The sequence below is a fragment of the Pseudomonas sp. LBUM1655 genome (genome assembly GCF_059716085.1).
In genome coordinates this window covers 3,690,208-3,705,566 of sequence record NZ_CP166801.1, presented here as the reverse complement: position 1 = coordinate 3,705,566, position 15,359 = coordinate 3,690,208, and the positions used below count along the sequence as shown (strand labels likewise).

General features: G+C 59.5%; 14 protein-coding genes. 4 read left to right on the top strand and 10 right to left on the bottom strand.

The genetic code is table 11. The features are described from left to right. Window positions 1–2 precede the first annotated feature (2 nt). The 6 genes from ACA074_RS16485 to ACA074_RS16460 all read right to left on the bottom strand — a co-directional run bounded on the left by ACA074_RS16485 (window position 3) and on the right by ACA074_RS16460 (window position 6,282). Entirely contained in the window at window positions 3–1,283 is a 1,281-nt protein-coding gene (locus ACA074_RS16485) for a TRAP transporter large permease (protein ID WP_187681094.1), read from the bottom strand. Further along, complete coding sequence (locus ACA074_RS16480; RefSeq protein WP_187681093.1) at window positions 1,283–1,810, bottom strand: TRAP transporter small permease; 528 nt, start codon at window positions 1,808–1,810, stop codon at window positions 1,283–1,285. The genes ACA074_RS16485 and ACA074_RS16480 overlap by 1 nt, the downstream gene beginning before the upstream one ends. A 79-nt stretch (window positions 1,811–1,889) precedes the next feature. After that, on the bottom strand, window positions 1,890–2,861 hold the full coding sequence (locus ACA074_RS16475; protein WP_497657548.1) for a TRAP transporter substrate-binding protein: 972 nt from the start codon (window positions 2,859–2,861) through the stop codon (window positions 1,890–1,892). Between the two features lie 61 nt (window positions 2,862–2,922). Continuing rightward, a complete protein-coding gene (locus ACA074_RS16470) occupies window positions 2,923–3,816 on the bottom strand; it encodes an SMP-30/gluconolactonase/LRE family protein (protein ID WP_489880977.1) in 894 nt (297 codons plus the stop codon). Between the two features lie 50 nt (window positions 3,817–3,866). Then, on the bottom strand, window positions 3,867–4,691 hold the full coding sequence (locus tag ACA074_RS16465; RefSeq protein WP_497677400.1) for an NAD-dependent epimerase/dehydratase family protein: 825 nt from the start codon (window positions 4,689–4,691) through the stop codon (window positions 3,867–3,869). A gap of 295 nt (window positions 4,692–4,986) precedes the next feature. Then, window positions 4,987–6,282 (bottom strand): OprD family porin, encoded by a 1,296-nt coding sequence (locus tag ACA074_RS16460; protein WP_497677399.1) that lies wholly within the window; start codon window positions 6,280–6,282, stop codon window positions 4,987–4,989. 230 nt (window positions 6,283–6,512) lie between these two features. Here ACA074_RS16460 and ACA074_RS16455 point away from each other — a divergent pair, with 230 nt between their 5' ends. From ACA074_RS16455 to ACA074_RS16445, 3 genes are all read left to right on the top strand, one after another. Beyond that, window positions 6,513–8,177, top strand: coding sequence for an MFS transporter (locus tag ACA074_RS16455; protein ID WP_497657547.1), 1,665 nt, complete (start codon window positions 6,513–6,515; stop codon window positions 8,175–8,177). Further along, a complete protein-coding gene (locus ACA074_RS16450; protein WP_187681194.1) occupies window positions 8,174–9,316 on the top strand; it encodes an HlyD family secretion protein in 1,143 nt (380 codons plus the stop codon). Before ACA074_RS16455 ends, ACA074_RS16450 begins: the two co-directional genes overlap by 4 nt. Before the next feature lie 268 nt (window positions 9,317–9,584). Beyond that, window positions 9,585–10,556, top strand: a complete 972-nt coding sequence (locus ACA074_RS16445; RefSeq protein ID WP_497657778.1) for an IS110 family RNA-guided transposase — start codon at window positions 9,585–9,587, stop codon at window positions 10,554–10,556. Window positions 10,557–10,627: 71 nt separating this feature from the next. Here the strand turns inward: ACA074_RS16445 and copD are convergent, their stop codons facing one another. Both copD and copC read right to left on the bottom strand, forming a co-directional pair. Further along, complete coding sequence (copD, locus tag ACA074_RS16440; protein ID WP_497677398.1) at window positions 10,628–11,485, bottom strand: copper homeostasis membrane protein CopD; 858 nt, start codon at window positions 11,483–11,485, stop codon at window positions 10,628–10,630. A gap of 3 nt (window positions 11,486–11,488) precedes the next feature. Continuing rightward, window positions 11,489–11,854, bottom strand: coding sequence for a copper homeostasis periplasmic binding protein CopC (copC, locus tag ACA074_RS16435; RefSeq protein ID WP_497677397.1), 366 nt, complete (start codon window positions 11,852–11,854; stop codon window positions 11,489–11,491). Window positions 11,855–11,994: 140 nt separating this feature from the next. Between copC and ACA074_RS16430 the strand changes: the two genes are divergently transcribed. Next, on the top strand, window positions 11,995–12,615 hold the full coding sequence (locus ACA074_RS16430) for a TetR/AcrR family transcriptional regulator (protein ID WP_187681191.1): 621 nt from the start codon (window positions 11,995–11,997) through the stop codon (window positions 12,613–12,615). A 45-nt stretch (window positions 12,616–12,660) separates the two neighbouring features. Here the strand turns inward: ACA074_RS16430 and preA are convergent, their stop codons facing one another. Together preA and ACA074_RS16420 are read right to left on the bottom strand one after the other, a co-directional pair. After that, entirely contained in the window at window positions 12,661–13,935 is a 1,275-nt protein-coding gene (gene preA / locus ACA074_RS16425; protein ID WP_187681190.1) for an NAD-dependent dihydropyrimidine dehydrogenase subunit PreA, read from the bottom strand. Further along, the gene (locus tag ACA074_RS16420) at window positions 13,936–15,303 is read right to left on the bottom strand and encodes an NAD(P)-dependent oxidoreductase (RefSeq protein WP_497677396.1); all 1,368 of its coding nucleotides are present in this window, start codon (window positions 15,301–15,303) and stop codon (window positions 13,936–13,938) included. Window positions 15,304–15,359: the final 56 nt, after the last annotated feature.

Sequence of the window (15,359 nt, the reverse complement as noted above, 5' to 3'; positions counted from 1 at the left end):
TGTTACAACACCAAATGCGGCAACCACAGCGAAATCGCCGGAACGTAAGTCACCAGCATCAACACCAGAAACAGCACGGCATAGAACGGCAGGAGCGCCTTCACGGTGCTTTCGATGCTGACCTTGCCCACCGCCGAACCGACAAACAACACCGCACCTACCGGCGGCGTTATCAGCCCGATCCCCAGGTTGACCAGCATGATCATGCCGAACTGCACCGGGTCGACGCCGATGCCGAGAATCACCGGCATCAGGATCGGTGTCAGGATCAGGATCAGCGGCGCCATGTCCATCACCGTGCCGAGCAACAACAGCATGACGTTGATGCACATCAGGATCACGTAGCGGTTGTCCGACAGGGTCAGGAACAGTGTGGTGATCTTCGCCGGGATCTGCATCAGGGTCATGATGTAGCCGAAGCTGGCGGCGAAGCCGATCAGGATCATCACGATCGAAATCGTGCGCACTGTGCGGTGCATCAGTTTTGGCAGTTCACTCCACTTGTAGTCGCGGTAGATGAACATGGTGACGAAGAATGACCACAGTACGGCAATGGCTGCCGACTCGGTCGCGGTGAAAATCCCTGAAAGGATGCCGCCGAGGATGATCACCATCGCCATCAAGCCCCACATCGCTTCGCCGCAGATTTTCAGGGCTTCACGCAGCGGGATAACTTCACCTTTGGGGTAGTCGCGTTTGCGCGCAAAGATCAGGCACAACACCATCAGACACGCGCTCATCAGCAGGCCCGGCACGACGCCAGCCATGAAGAGCGAAGCAATCGATACCGTGCCGCCGGCCGCCAGCGAGTAGAGCACCGAGTTGTGGCTCGGCGGCGTCAGTAGTGCTTGTACCGAACCGCTGACGGTTACCGCCGTGGAGAAGTCCCGTGGATAGCCTTTGCGTTCCATTTCCGGGATCAGTACCGAACCGACCGAGGCGGTGTCCGCCACCGAGGAGCCGGAAATCGCGCCGAAAAACGTCGAGGCCATGATGTTGACCAGCGACAGGCCACCGCGCACAAACCCCACCAGCACCCCGGCGAACGCCACCAGCCTGCGCGACATGCCGCCTTCGGCCATGATCGCCCCGGCCAATACGAAGAACGGAATCGCCAGCAGCGAAAACTTGTTCACCCCACCGGCCACCTGAATCATCAAGGCCTGGAACGGGATGTCGATCCACCACGCGCCAATCAGCGCCGAGAGGCCGAGGGCATAGGCGACCGGCATGCCGATCAGGATCAATGCGATAAAACTGCCCAGCAGAATAAAAGCGTCCATCAGGCAGCCCCTTCGTTTTCTTCAACCAGATCGAACCGCACCACGCGGCGATTGCTCTGATCACCGAGCAAGAGTTTTTCCAGCACGAAAATCAGCGTCAACGCGCCGCCAATCGGGATCGGCATGTAGGTGATGCCGACGCGCAAAGTGGGCAGGGCGCTCATGAACTGGTTCCAGGTCGACAGGCACAGCTTGGTGCCCCAGATGGTCATGAACAGGCAGATGGTTGCCATCAGCAGTTGCGAAACGATGCTCATGGTCTTGCGCAGGTTGGGTGGCAAACGGTCGGTGACCATCGCCACGGCCATGTGCGCACCGGCGCGGTAACTGGCGGCGGCGCCGATGAAGGTGAAGACCATCATCAGCAGGATGGCGGTGGGCTCCGGCCAGCTCGAACCGGTGCCGAGGACGTAACGGGCGAAAACACCCCAGGGGATGATCAGGGAAATGGTCAGCACCGACAGACCGGCGACCCAGATGCAGGCCATGTAGATCCGGTCATTGATGCTCAGCAGCAAATTCTTCATCGGGTTCCACCGTAACCGGGCAGGCACAGACATCCAGCGAGGTCTGTGCTGCCGGGCCTTTCGTTGAGGGCAGGGAGGGTTACTGAACGGCTTCGATGCGCTTGATCAGATCGGCGTAAGGCGCGCCGTACTTCTCGCGAACCGAGGCTGTGGCCTCGTAGAAGGGTTTCTTGTCGACGGTGATGAACTCGACGCCAGCGGCCTTGAGTTTTTCTTCACTGCTGGCGGATTTCGCATCCCACAGTGCGCGCTCTTCAAGCTGGGCAGCCTTGGCGGCTTTCTTCACCAGCGTCTGTTGGTCGGGGGTGAGTTTTTCCCAGGTGATCTTCGACATCACGATCGGCTCGGGCAGGATCAGGTGCCCGGTCAGGCTGTAGAACTTGGCGTTCTGGTAGTGGTTGTGTTCAAGCAGGGTCGGCGGGTTGTTCTCCGCGCCGTCGATGACGCCGGTCTGCAGGGCGCTGAAGATTTCGCCGGTGTCCATGGCGATGCCGTTGCCGCCCATGGCATTGATGGTCTCGATGAACATCGGGTTGCCTTGCACGCGGATCTTCATGCCCTTGAGGTCTTCGAGTTTGCGCACTGGTTTTTTGGTGTAGATGTTGCGCGTACCACCGTCCATCCACGCCAAGGCCACCAGGCCGAATTCAGAGTTGGTGATCCGGTCGAGAATCGCATCGCCGACTTCGCCATCGATCACCGCGCGCATGTGCGCCTGGTCGCGGAAGATGAATGGCATGTTGAATACGTTCACGTCAGGCACCACCGGGCCGACGATACCCAGGCTGACACGGGTCATCTGGATTGCGCCGACCTGTGCCTGTTCAATCACCTCTTTTTCCGAGCCGAGCACGCCTCCGGGGAAATACTTGAAGGTGAGATCGCCATTGGTTTCCTTGGTCAGGGCTTTGCCCATGCTTTCCTCGGCAACCACGGTCGGATAACCGGCGGGGTGGATATCGGCGAACTTGATTTCCAGCGCCTGGGCGGCGCTGGTGAAGGTAAACATCAGCGGGAGTGCAGCGGCGAGCAACGTGCGTTTGAAGTCCATGGGGGGTGTCTCCAGTCTTGTTATTTTTGTGTTCAAGGCACAGCGGTGCAGCAGAGGCGGGTTAAAGCAAATCGTCAAACAAGGGTTCCGGCAGGCCTTTGACGCCGGGTGTCAGCGCGAATACGCCGCCGGCCAGAGACTGCGGATCATGATCGTCACCGGGGCGAATCGAGGCGACGAACAGGGTGTCCATTCCACTGCCGCCGAAGGCGCACATGGTCGGTTTTTTCACTGGCACCGCCAGCGAGTAGTCGAGTCGTCCGTCGGGAGTGAAACGGTGGATGAGACCGGCGTCGTTGGCGCAGATCCAGTAGCAACCGTCGGCGTCCACGGCCGCACCGTCGGGGCGACCACAGTAGTGATTCATGTCGACGAAGACGCGGCGGTTGGACGGTGTGCCGCTGGCGGTGTCGTAGTCGAAAGCCCAGATCAGTTGCACGTTGGGGTGCGAGTCGGACAGGTACATCGTCTTGCCGTCGGGACTGAAGCCGAGGCCGTTGGGCACAACGAAACCGTCGAGTTGCGCTTCAACCGGCCCCGACTGACCTGCGCTATACCGATAGAGCCGGCCTTCGGGCGCATTCAGGCCCATGTTCAGCACCATGCTGCCGGCCCAGAACCGTCCCTGACGATCGCAGCGGCCATCGTTGAGGCGCATGTCGTCTCGGCGGTGTTCAACCCGTGCAAGCCGTTCGGTATCGAGGCTGCCATCGTTGTGCGGGTGCAGATGGAAGAAACCGCTTTCCATGCCGGCGATCCAGCCGCCACGGCTGTGGCGAGCAATGCAGGCGAGCATTTCAGGGGCTTTCCAGGCGTGGACATGGCCGGTGTCGGCGCTCCAGCGTTGCAGGCCGCCATTGGGAATATCCACCCAATACAGGGCGTTTTCCTGCGCGACCCAGACCGGGCTCTCACCGACCGCGTTGCGGGCGTCGACGATCAATTCGGCTTGCATACTCATTCCCTTGGTTTTTATTGGAGGGGGATCAAGTGGACAGCAGAGCGTCAGTCGCCGAACGGACCAGCCGCAACGAAAGCACCACCCTGATAGATCCGCACCGGGTCATCGGCCGCCGGCATCGGCTGCGCTTCGACTTTTTCGCGGAACACTTCTGAGCTGTCCTTTGCTTCGAACCCGAGGTGGCTGGCGAAGCGGTTGTCCCACCACACGTCCTTGTTGTCGGACATGCCGTAGACCACGGTGTGGCCAACGTTTGGGGTATAGAGGGAGCGTTCGAGCAGTTGGGTGAGGTCGTCGAAGCTCAGCCAGGTGTGCATCATTCGGCGGTTCTGTGGTTCGGGAAACGAGGAGCCGATGCGGATGCTGACGGTCTCGATGCCGTAGCGATCGAAATAGAAACTGGCCATGTCTTCGCCGTAGGACTTGGACAACCCGTAGTAACCGTCGGGGCGGCGGGCGGAGCTGGCGTCGAGCTGTTCGTCCTGTTTGTAGAAGCCGATGACATGGTTGGAACTGGCGAAGATCACCCGTTTCACACCATGGCGGCGTGCGGCTTCATAGATGTGGAAGACGCCGCAGATGTTGGCGCCGAGGATCTCTTCAAACGGCCGCTCCACGGATACGCCGCCGAAATGCAGGATCGCATCGACACCTTCGACCAGTTGATGCACGGCCTGTTTGTCGGCGAGGTCGCAGACGACGATTTCTTCGCGATCATCGATGGCCGGGGTGAGGGCGGCGATGTCTGAAAGTCGCAGCACGTTGGCGTAGGGGCGCAGGCGTTCGCGCAGAACTTTGCCCAAACCACCGGCGGCGCCGGTAAGCAGCAGCCGATTAAACGGGGCGCGGGGAGTAGAGGTAGACGTCATGGCAATCCCTTACACGTTTTGTTTTTAGGTTTGTTGTAGGTTGTCGTATGACTGCGCTGAAGTATCGGTAGGGTTTCTGGATCTTGTCAACGCGACTTTTGGTGTAAATGACGGAAGGGCTGATCCATTCTCATGCTGCGCGCTTCTGTGGCGAGGGGATTCATCCCCGATCGGCTGCGCAGCAGTCGTCAGCGTTTTTTCTGAAAAACCAAGGGGGCTGCTGCGCAACCCGTCGGGGATAAATCCCCTCGCCACAGGTCATCGTTTTGCCAGAGGTTTGCGCTTGTACTCACTGTTACAACAACGAAATCGGATAGCTGATAAAGATCCGGTTCTCATCAAACTCGTTGGTGCTGAAGTCCCGGCGAATCGTCGCGTTACGCCATTTCACATTGAGGTTTTTCAACGCGCCGCTTTGCACGGTGTAGGCCAGTTCAGATTCGCGACCCCATTCCTTGCCGTCTGTGATTGTTCCAGTGTGCACGTTGTCGCCGCTGATGTAGCGGTTCATCAGGGTCAGCCCGGGAATGCCAAGCGCGACGAAGTTGTAATCGTGGCGCAACTGCCAGGAGCGCTCCTTGGCGTTGTCGTAACTGGCGTTGTAGCTGTCGTTGGCGAGGGTGCCACCGCTGGTGCCGTTGACCCGCATCCACGCGCTGTCGCCGGTGAGTTTTTGCAGGCCGACGTAGAAGGTGTTGCCGCCGTACTTGGCCGAGAGCATGGCAAACGCGGTCTTGTTGTCGAGGTCGCCGGCCTGGGCACTGCCGTCTTCCTTGCCGGTGAAGAAGCCGAGGTTGGCGCCCAGGGTCCAGTCGCCCAGCGGTTGGCTGTGGCTCAGATTGAAGTACTGCTGCTGGTAGATGTCGGTGAGTTCGGCGTACCACACGCCGACCATCGTGCGCTTGTCGTTGAAGGTGTATTCGCCGCCACCGAAATTAAAACGATCCGAGGTGAACGCACCGCGGCCGTTCATCGACATGTCCTCCATGCTCGCGTCGTTGCGCGGGCTGTTACCGCGGAACTGACCACCGTAGAGGCTCAGGCCGTTGATCTCGGTGGAAGTGATCTGCCCACCACGAAAGGTCTGGGGCAGGGAGCGGCCATCGTCCGAGCGCAAAATCGGCAGCACTGGCATCCATTCGCCGACCTTCAGTTCTGTCTTGGAAACCTTGGCCTTCAGCGCCACACCCATGCGTCCGAAATTGTCGGCCGGCCGCCCGTCATCGTGGATCGGCAGCAACTGGGTGCCACCGGTGCCTTTGCCGCCATCGAGCTTTTGCGAATACAGCCCCAGGATGTCCAGACCGAAACCGACGGTGCCTTGGGTGAAGCCGGATTTGGCATCGAGGATGAAGCTCTGCGTCCACTCTTCGGCTTTGCCCTGCGGGTAGGCTGGGTTGACGAAGTTGCGATTGAAGTAGGCGTTGCGCAAATTCAGCGTGGCTTTGCTGTCCTCGAGAAAGCCTTCGGCATCGGCGCTCATCGGCAAGGCGAGGGCAAGGCTGCTGCAACCGATCAGGCTTAGCGTGGAGCATGGGCGGGTGATTGAGAAGCGGGAATGGCGGACGGAATTGCAGACGAATGTGCTCACTGTAACGCTCCCTTATTGTTCTTGTTTTTATTAGTGTTGTGCGTTGTCGTACAACATCGGAGGCGATATTTACGGAGCTTACGGGGAATGTCAACTGGAAGTTATACGATGACTTCGCGGGCCTGGCAGCCCTCAATGCCCTCATCGCTGGCAAGCCAGCTCCCACAGGGATATGGGTTTACCGGCAGTTTTGCGGCAAACTTCAGCAACTTCCAGCTCAAGGCCTTTTAATGGATCGATACGCCCCGCGCGACTGGCAGCCTCACGAGAAGCCCAGTCTGCCCGGTTCCCCCTCGACGCCGCTGCACTCCAACCCCAAGCGCCTGGCCTATGCGCTGGTCGGGTTGCTGGTGGCGTTGACCGGTGGATTGGGTAATTCGCTGGTGGTCGCCAACCTGATTTATCTGCAAGGCGCGATCGGCGCGACCACCGCGGAGATGGCCTGGCTGCCGGCGGCGTATGTGATGACCAATGTGTCGATGAACCTGCTGCTGGTGAAGTTCCGCCAACAATTCGGTTTACGCGCATTCACCGAGGTGTTTCTGGTGCTGTATGCGCTGGTGACCTTCGGCCATTTGTTCGTCAACGACCTGAACTCGGCGATTGCCGTGCGGGCGGCGCACGGCATGGTCGGCGCCGCACTCAGTTCGCTGGGCCTGTATTACATGGTGCAGGCGTTCCCGGCCAAGTGGCGGATGAAGGCGCTGGTGCTGGGTCTGGGTGCTTCGCAACTGGCTTTGCCACTGGCGCGTTTGTTCTCCGAAGACTTGTTGCAGATCGCCGAATGGCGCGGTTTGTATCTGTTCGAATTGGGCATGGCGCTGCTGTCGCTGGGTTGCGTGTTGCTGCTCAAGTTGCCGCCGGGCGACCGTTTCAAAACCTTCGAAAAACTCGATTTCCTGACCTTTGCCATTCTCGCCAGCGGCGTGGCTTTGCTCTGTGCGGTGTTGTCGTTGGGGCGCATCGACTGGTGGTTTGAGCAAGACTGGATCGGTGTCGCGCTGGCCGCCTCGATTGTGTTGATTCTTGCCGGACTCGCCATCGAACATAATCGCAGCAACCCGCTGCTGATGACCCGCTGGCTCGGCAGTGGTGTGATGATTCGTCTGGCGTTGGCGGTGGTGCTGATTCGCATGGTCACGTCCGAACAATCCACCGGCGCCGTGGGTTTCATGCAGTACCTCAACATGAGCAATCAGCAGTTGCACAGCCTGTACGTGGTGATGATGATCGGCAGCGTCGCCGGCCTGCTCACCAGTGCGCTGACCATCGACCCGAAACACTTGCTCCTGCCGTTGATCATCTCGCTGGCGCTGATGGCGACCGGCTCGGTAATGGACAGTTATTCGAACAACCTGACTCGCCCGGAAAACCTGTATTTCAGCCAGTTCCTGTTGGCGTTCGGCAGTACGTTTTTCCTCGGCCCGACCATGGTGCTGGGCACCCGCAACGTGCTGACCAATCCGCGCAATCTGGTGAGTTTTTCCGTGCTGTTCGGGATCTGCAATAACCTCGGCGGACTGCTCGGCTCGGCGTTGCTCGGCACCTTCCAGATCGTGCGTGAGAAGTTTCATTCCAGCCATATCGTCGAGCACCTGACGTTGTCCGATCCGCTGGTGGCGGCGCGCGTGCAGAGTGGTGGATCGGCTTACGGTTCGCTGCTGGCTGACCCGAGCTTGCGCAATCTGGCGGGCATTCGCAGTCTGTCGAACGCGGCGACTCGCGAAGCCAATGTGCTGGCCTATAACGATGTGTTCATGCTCATCGCGGTGATCGCGGTGCTGACCATGATCTGGATTTCCATTCGTGCGCTGTGGCTGATGAGCACCACCAAAGCCGTCGCCGCTCCCCCCGTTCAGCCTTCCGTAACTAATAGCGGTGCCATTTCTTCATGACCGAGCCGACCACGACCACCACTAACGCCATCGCCGCCACCCCCGAGGGTGTCGCGCCGCCGTCATCACCGAACACCGAGCCGCGCTCGCTGCGGGTGCGGATTATCTCGTCGCTGGGTTTTGCCGCGATTGCCATCGTCGGTGTGCTGATCGTGCTCTACGCCTGGCAACTGCCGCCGTTCAGCAGCGCGGTCGAGACCACCGAAAACGCCTTGGTGCGCGGGCAGGTGACGATCATCGGCCCGCAGCTTGCAGGTTATGTCTATGAAGTGCCGGTGCAGGATTTCCAGTTTGTGAAGGCCGGCGATTTGCTGGTGCGTCTGGACGACCGCATCTATCAGCAGCGCCTCGATCAATCACTGGCGCAACTCGCGGTGCAGAAAGCCTCCCTGGCCAACGTGGTGCAACAACGTAACAGCGCTGAGGCGACGATCAAATTGCGTCAGGCAGTGGTGGCCGACAGCGAAGCGCAGTTGCGTAAAAGCGAGGCGGACTTGCGGCGTAACAAGGAGCTGGTGCGTGACGGCTCGGTGTCCAAACGTGAGATGGACGTGGCGCTGGCGGCCAATGCGCAAGGCGTTGCTGCGGTAGCGCAAGCCAAGGCCAATCTGGAAATCGCTCGGCAGGATCTGCAAACAGTGATCGTCAATCGCGGTTCGCTGGAAGCGGCGGTGGCCAGCGCCGAAGCGGCAGTGCAACTGGCGCGGATCGACCTGTCGAACACACGCATCGTCGCCCCGCGCGACGGCCAGCTCGGGCAGATCGGCGTGCGCCTCGGGGCCTACGTCAATTCCGGGGCGCAGCTGATGGCGTTGGTGCCGAACCAGAAATGGGTGATCGCCAACATGAAGGAAACCCAAATGGACAACGTGCGGGTAGGGCAACCGGTGCGCTTCACCGTTGATGCGTTGAACCACCGTAAATTCACCGGGCATGTGCAGCATATTTCGCCGGGCACCGGTTCTGAATTTGCCCTGTTGCAGGCGGACAACGCCACCGGCAACTTCGTCAAAATCGCCCAGCGAGTGCCGGTGCGGATCACCATTGATGAGGGCCAGCAGGAAGAGGAACGGTTGCGGCCGGGGATGTCGGTGGTGGTGAGTATCGATACGGCGGCAGGCGATACGCAGCCACATTAAGATCAAAAGATCGCAGCCTTCGGCAGCTCCTTGTATCTCGACTATCGCTCCGTCAGGAGCGATAGTTCTCGACTGATCATCGAGGGAGGGACTTGGAAGCCGTGCAGCTCCTTAGGCTTTTTGCCTGTGATGTAGATCGTGCTCCAGCCCTCCACACTCACTCGTATAGTTCGAACGGTATCTTGGGCCCGTCTCTGGCGAGAGCCCGCATTCGCAAGGTTGGACAGAGTGCAGTGATGATCGAAAACGGATTAATGGAGAAACGGTCATGTCCAATTTCGTCGGCGTCGATGTCGCTAAAAATACCTTTGATATTGCCACTCACCTGCCAAACGGCAAGCACAAAACCAAGGCCAAACTGGCTAACGACTCAAAAGGTTTCAAAGAGTTTGACGCCTGGCTGAACAAGCAGGTCGAGCCTACAGCTCTGATCGTGATGGAAGCCACCAGCGTTTATCACCTGGAACTTGCCGAGTTCGTCTACAACAAGGGTTACCGGGTCTGCGTCGTCAATCCGGCTACGACCCACGCTTACGCCGACAGCGAGCTGCGCCGGATCAAAACCGACAAAAGCGACGCCAAATTGATCGCTGACTTTGCTCGGGAAAAGGCTGAAAAGCTTCAGCTTTGGGCTCCAGAGCCGCTGAAATATCGTCAGCTAAAGGCGATGGTACGTCGCTTGGATGACCTTCAGGAAATGGAGCAAATGGAGCTCAATCGCCTGGATGTATCCGACGAAAAGGTCAAAGACTCGATCAACTCTGTGCTGCGTCACATCGAGAAAGAGATCGTTGAAACTCACAAATCAATCAAAAAACACATCGACGATGATCCAGACATGCGCCAAATGCGCGACTTGATCGTGACCATCGACGGTATCGGCCAGAAAACCCTTGAGCGGCTGCTGGCCGAGTTGGGCGACCTGCGTAAATATGACGACCCTCGCAAGCTGGTCGCTGCCGCCGGGTTGAACCCAAAGCTGCAGGACTCGGGAAAATTCAAAGGCAGAACAGTGATTTCGAGGATCGGATCGGCTCGCGTTCGGGCGGGTCTATACATGCCTGGGTTGGTTGCACTGAAGCACAACAAGGCAATCATCGCCATGAAGGACCGCTTGAAGGCCAACGGCAAGGCCCCCAAGCAAATCATCTGTGCAGCGATGCGCAAACTCCTACATTTTGTCTACGCCGTTCTTAAATCGGGCCAGCCATTTGACCCGAAAATTGCCCTTGCCCGATGAGGGGCAAGACGGTATCTACATTGAAATGCAATCCCCTGTAGGAGCTGCCGAAGGCTGCGATCTTTTGCTTTTCAGGCTGTGATCATCGGTGGCAGAGTGCCGAGCAGCGAGACGGCAGCGACAGCACCAATCCCCAGCAACCACTCCAGCACCACACTGCGCCTGAGCGCGGCCATCCGCTGTTCGCAGTCATCGATCCGCATACGATTGAACAGCGCCAGCCCGAGCATCCCCAGCACGATCATCGCCTTGATCAGCAGAATCAGCGCAAACCCCGTGAATAGCGGTGTCGGCCACCACTGGCCGGTCAGCACGCGAACGTTGAGCAACCCGGTGATCAGCAGGCCCGCAACCAGCGCATATCCGATCCCGCTGAAGCGTCGCAGAATCTCGCGCATCGGTTCACTGGGCCGGCGCAAAATCATCATCAGCAGCAACAACCCGCCAAGCCACGCCGCCACGCAGGTCAGGTGGATGATCTGGTTGAGAATCAACAGTTGGCCGCTGAGACCATCAAGCATCGCGCCATGTCCGACCGGCGCCAGTGTCGCCAACAGCAGCGCGCTCATGCCCAGGCGCAACGGCAGGTTCGAACGCCATGGCGTAAACAGCAACGCCAGCAACACTGCGTTGATCAACAGGTGCCAGCGCCAGACCTGACCAAAAAAGGTATTGCCCAACACCAGTGCAACCGTGTCCGGATCAAAAGCTGCCGCCGCCGAACCGGCCATGCTCGCGGTGATAAGCAACGCCCAGGCCATGCCACTGGCCAGCGCAACGGCAGCAAGCCAAGGTGCCAGCCGCGAAATACCAACGTCCAGCGCTGGCGCTCCACCCTTGAGCAGCAATGGCCTGAACAACCACACCCCGAACAGCATCAACACCACGGTGAAATGCAGGAACCGGCACAGCACCAGCGCTTCGCTCATGAATTACTGGCCAACCTTGAATTGGTAGGCGCCTTCGCTTTTATGTGTGTCGACCGACACGGCGTGCCATTCGACTTTGTATTCGCCGGCAGTCAGCGGTGCGGCGGGGGTGACGATCAGGGTTTTCTTGTCTTTGCCTTCGGTGGTCAGCGGTTTGACTGTGACTGGCGCGCCAGCCTTGGTCAGGGTGACTTTGGTGAAGGTTGCTTCAACGCCTTCGGAGAAGGTCAGGCGCAGATCCGCCGGTGCCGTGACGGTACTGTCGGCCGCCGGGGTCTGGCTTTTCAGGTGGGCGTGGGCAAATGCCGAGGATGCGGCCAACAGCGAGGCGAGCAGGGCAGTGGTGGTCAGGACATTCTTGAACAGCATCGCGGGTACCTCTGAGGCAGAATCGAAGAAGCCGCCAGTTTAGCCATCCGTCCTTGCCGGTACGAAGTTTTGTTTTCAGCGGTCGCCCCGGTGGCAGAGCGGATGCTAGTCTTGCGCAACGTTGTTGTCAGGGAGCCCACATGGGCAATCACAAGATCGAGATTCGTCGCAGTAACGTCGAAAAAATCCTCCTCGCCGCGGAAAAGGTTTTCGCCGAAAAAGGCTTCGGCAGCACCGCCATGGCCGACATCGCCGCCGAAGTGCAACTGCCGCGCTCCAACCTGCATTACTACTTCTCAACCAAGAGCGAGCTGTACAGCGCGGTGCTGTTCGATCTGCTGGAAGTTTGGAAACAGGACGCGCTGTGCTTCGAGATGTTCGACGATCCGCGTGTGGTGCTGAGCAGCTACATCCGCGCCAAGATGAACCATTCGCGCAGCCGACCTTACGGCTCGAAAGTCTGGGCCAATGAAATCATTCATGGCGCGCCTACCCTGGGCGAGGCGCTGGATGCCAGCCTGTATGACTGGGCGAAGATGAAAGAAGCGAAGATCCGCCAGTGGGTCGAGGACAAGCGCATCCTGCCGGTGGAACCGTCGAGCCTGCTGTACATGATCTGGGCCTCGACCCAGCACTACGCCGACTTCGATCATCAGGTGAATATCTTGAATGATCACCAGCCGCTGTCGGACATGCAGTTCGAGCGGGCGGTGCAGACGGTGACCAGTGTGATTTTGCGCGGGATCGGCTTGGAACCCTGAGCCTTTCCCTTGAGGCATTCCCACGCAGAGCGTGGGAACGATCAGTCAGAGAGCTACATGGTAGGGATTCCTCGGATCATGATTCCAATCCAGAAACGGCTTGCCCGTCTCCATCGGCACCATCTCGATGCAATCAGCCACCGGACAGGTGATCTGACACAAATTGCAGCCCACACACTCGTCATCGATCACTTCGTATTTATGCGTCCCGTCTGCTTGCTTCAGGCTACTGATCGCCTGATGTGAAGTGTCTTCGCAGGCAATGTGGCAACGCCCGCAACCGATGCACGCCTCCTGATCAATCTTCGCGATCACCTGATAGTTGATATCCAGATACTTCCAGTCCGTGGTGTTGCCCACGGCGCGTCCGGAAAACTCGGCAATGTTGGCGTAGCCCTGACTGTCCATCCAGCGTGACAGGCCATCCTTCATCTCCTCGACAATACGGAAGCCATGCAGCATCGCCGCCGTGCACACCTGCACCGCGCCGCTGCCCAGTGCCATGAATTCCGCCGCATCGCGCCAACTGCCGATGCCGCCGATCCCGCAGATCGGTAAACCTTGGGTCTGCGGATCACGAGCGATTTCCGCGACCATGTTCAGCGCAATCGGTTTGACCGCTGAACCGCAGTAACCGCCGTGGGTGCTTTTGCTGCCGACGGTGGGCAGGGCGACCATGTGTTCCAGGTCGACGCTGGTGATCGAGTTGATGGTGTTGATCAGCGACACCGCATCGGCGCCACCCCGATGCGCGGCGCGAGCGGCGACGCGGATGTCGGTGATGTTCGGCGTCAGTTTGACGATCACTGGCAGCGAGCAGTAGGTCTTGCACCAGCGCGTCACTTGCTCGACGTACTCCGGCACCTGACCGACCGCCGCGCCCATGCCGCGTTCAGGCATGCCGTGGGGGCAGCCGAAATTCAGTTCGATGCCATCGGCACCGGTGGCTTCCACCAGCGGCAGGATGTGTTTCCACGACTCTTCGACGCACGGCACCATCAGTGAAACGATGAGGGCGCGATCCGGCCAGTCCTTTTTCACCTGGGTGATTTCACGCAGGTTGATCTCCAGCGAGCGGTCGGTGATCAGCTCGATGTTGTTGATGCCCAGCACTTCTCGGTTGTTACCGTAGTGCGCCGAGTAGCGCGAAGAGACGTTGACCGCCGCCGGGTCTTCACCCAGGGTTTTCCAGACCACGCCACCCCAGCCGGCCTCGAAGGCACGAACCACGTTGTAGGCTTTGTCGGTCGGCGGCGCGGAGGCCAGCCAGAACGGATTGGGCGCTTTGATGCCGGCGAAGACTATCGAGAGATCGGCCATTTACGCAGCCTCCACGTTGAGCATCAGTTGAGCGTTGATGGCCTCGGCGGCCAGTTTGCCGTGCTGCACCGCTTGCACGGTGAGGTCCTGATCGAGGCTGGTGCAATCACCGCCGGCGTACACACCGGGGATGCTCGTGCGCAGATTTTCGTCGACCTGAATCCGCTCGCCCTGACGCTTGAGTTCACGCGCCAACGGGTCGGCGAGGGCGCTGCCATCGAAGGCCTGACCGATGGCTTTGAAGATCGCATCAGCGGCCAGTTCGAAGGTTTCCCCGGAGGTTTGCAGGCGACCGTCGACCAGATCGGTACGGGCGAAACGCATGCCGCGCACCTTGCCCTGTTCGTCGAGCAAAACCTCCTCCGGTTGTGCCCAGGTCAACAGACGTACCTGATTGGCCTTGGCGATGTCTTGCTCGTGAGCGGTGGCGCCCATGTCCGCCGCACCACGGCGATACACCAGATTGACATCGCGGGCACCCAGACGCGCCATTTGCACGGCCATGTCGATCGCGGTGTTACCGGCGCCGAGGACGATGCAACGCTCGGCCAGTGGCAGTTGCGTCAAGTCATCGGCCTGGCGCAGTTCGCGGATGTAGTCAGTGGCGGCGAGCAGGCCGGGAGCGTCTTCGTGAGCCAGACCAAGTTGCTTGCTGGCGTTGAGACCGAGGCCGAGGAACACGGCGTCGAACTGCTGATGCAATTCGCTGAGGGTCAGGTTGTCGCCGAGTTTGTGTCCGTGACGGATTTCGATACCGCCGATTTGCAGGAGAAAATCCAGTTCCTTCTGCGCGTAGTCGTCGACCAGTTTGTACTTGGCGATCCCGTATTCATTCAGGCCGCCAGCCTTCTCCCGCGCTTCGAAAATCACCACGTCATGCCCGTGCATGGCGCTGCGGTGCGCGCAGGACAGACCCGCCGGCCCGGCGCCGACCACGGCGATGCGTTTGCCAGTGTTAGCGGCGCGCTGGAATGGGTGTTCAGTGAAATTCGCGTTGTCCACGGCGTAGCGCTGCAACAGGCCGATCAGCACTGGCGCGCATTCCTGGGCGTTGTTGCGCACGCAGGCTTGCTGGCAAAGGATTTCAGTGGGACAGACTCGCGCGCAACTGCCGCCAAGGATGTTCGCCGAAAGGATTTTCTGCGCAGCACCGGGCACGTTGTCCTGATGGATATTGCGGATGAACGAAGGGATGTCGATCTCGCTCGGGCACGCATTGACGCACGGCGCGTCGTAGCAATACAGGCAGCGCGAGGCTTCCAGATGCGCCTGCCGAGCGTTGAGCGGCGGTGCCAGATCGGTGAAATGGCCGGCGAGGGCGGCCGCGCTTTCGTGCGGATGCGGGAGATGGTTCAGGGTCTCGATCACGGTTTTTTGCCTCACGGTTATTGAGGTGCTCTGCCTCTGATGGGCAGTGGTTTTTG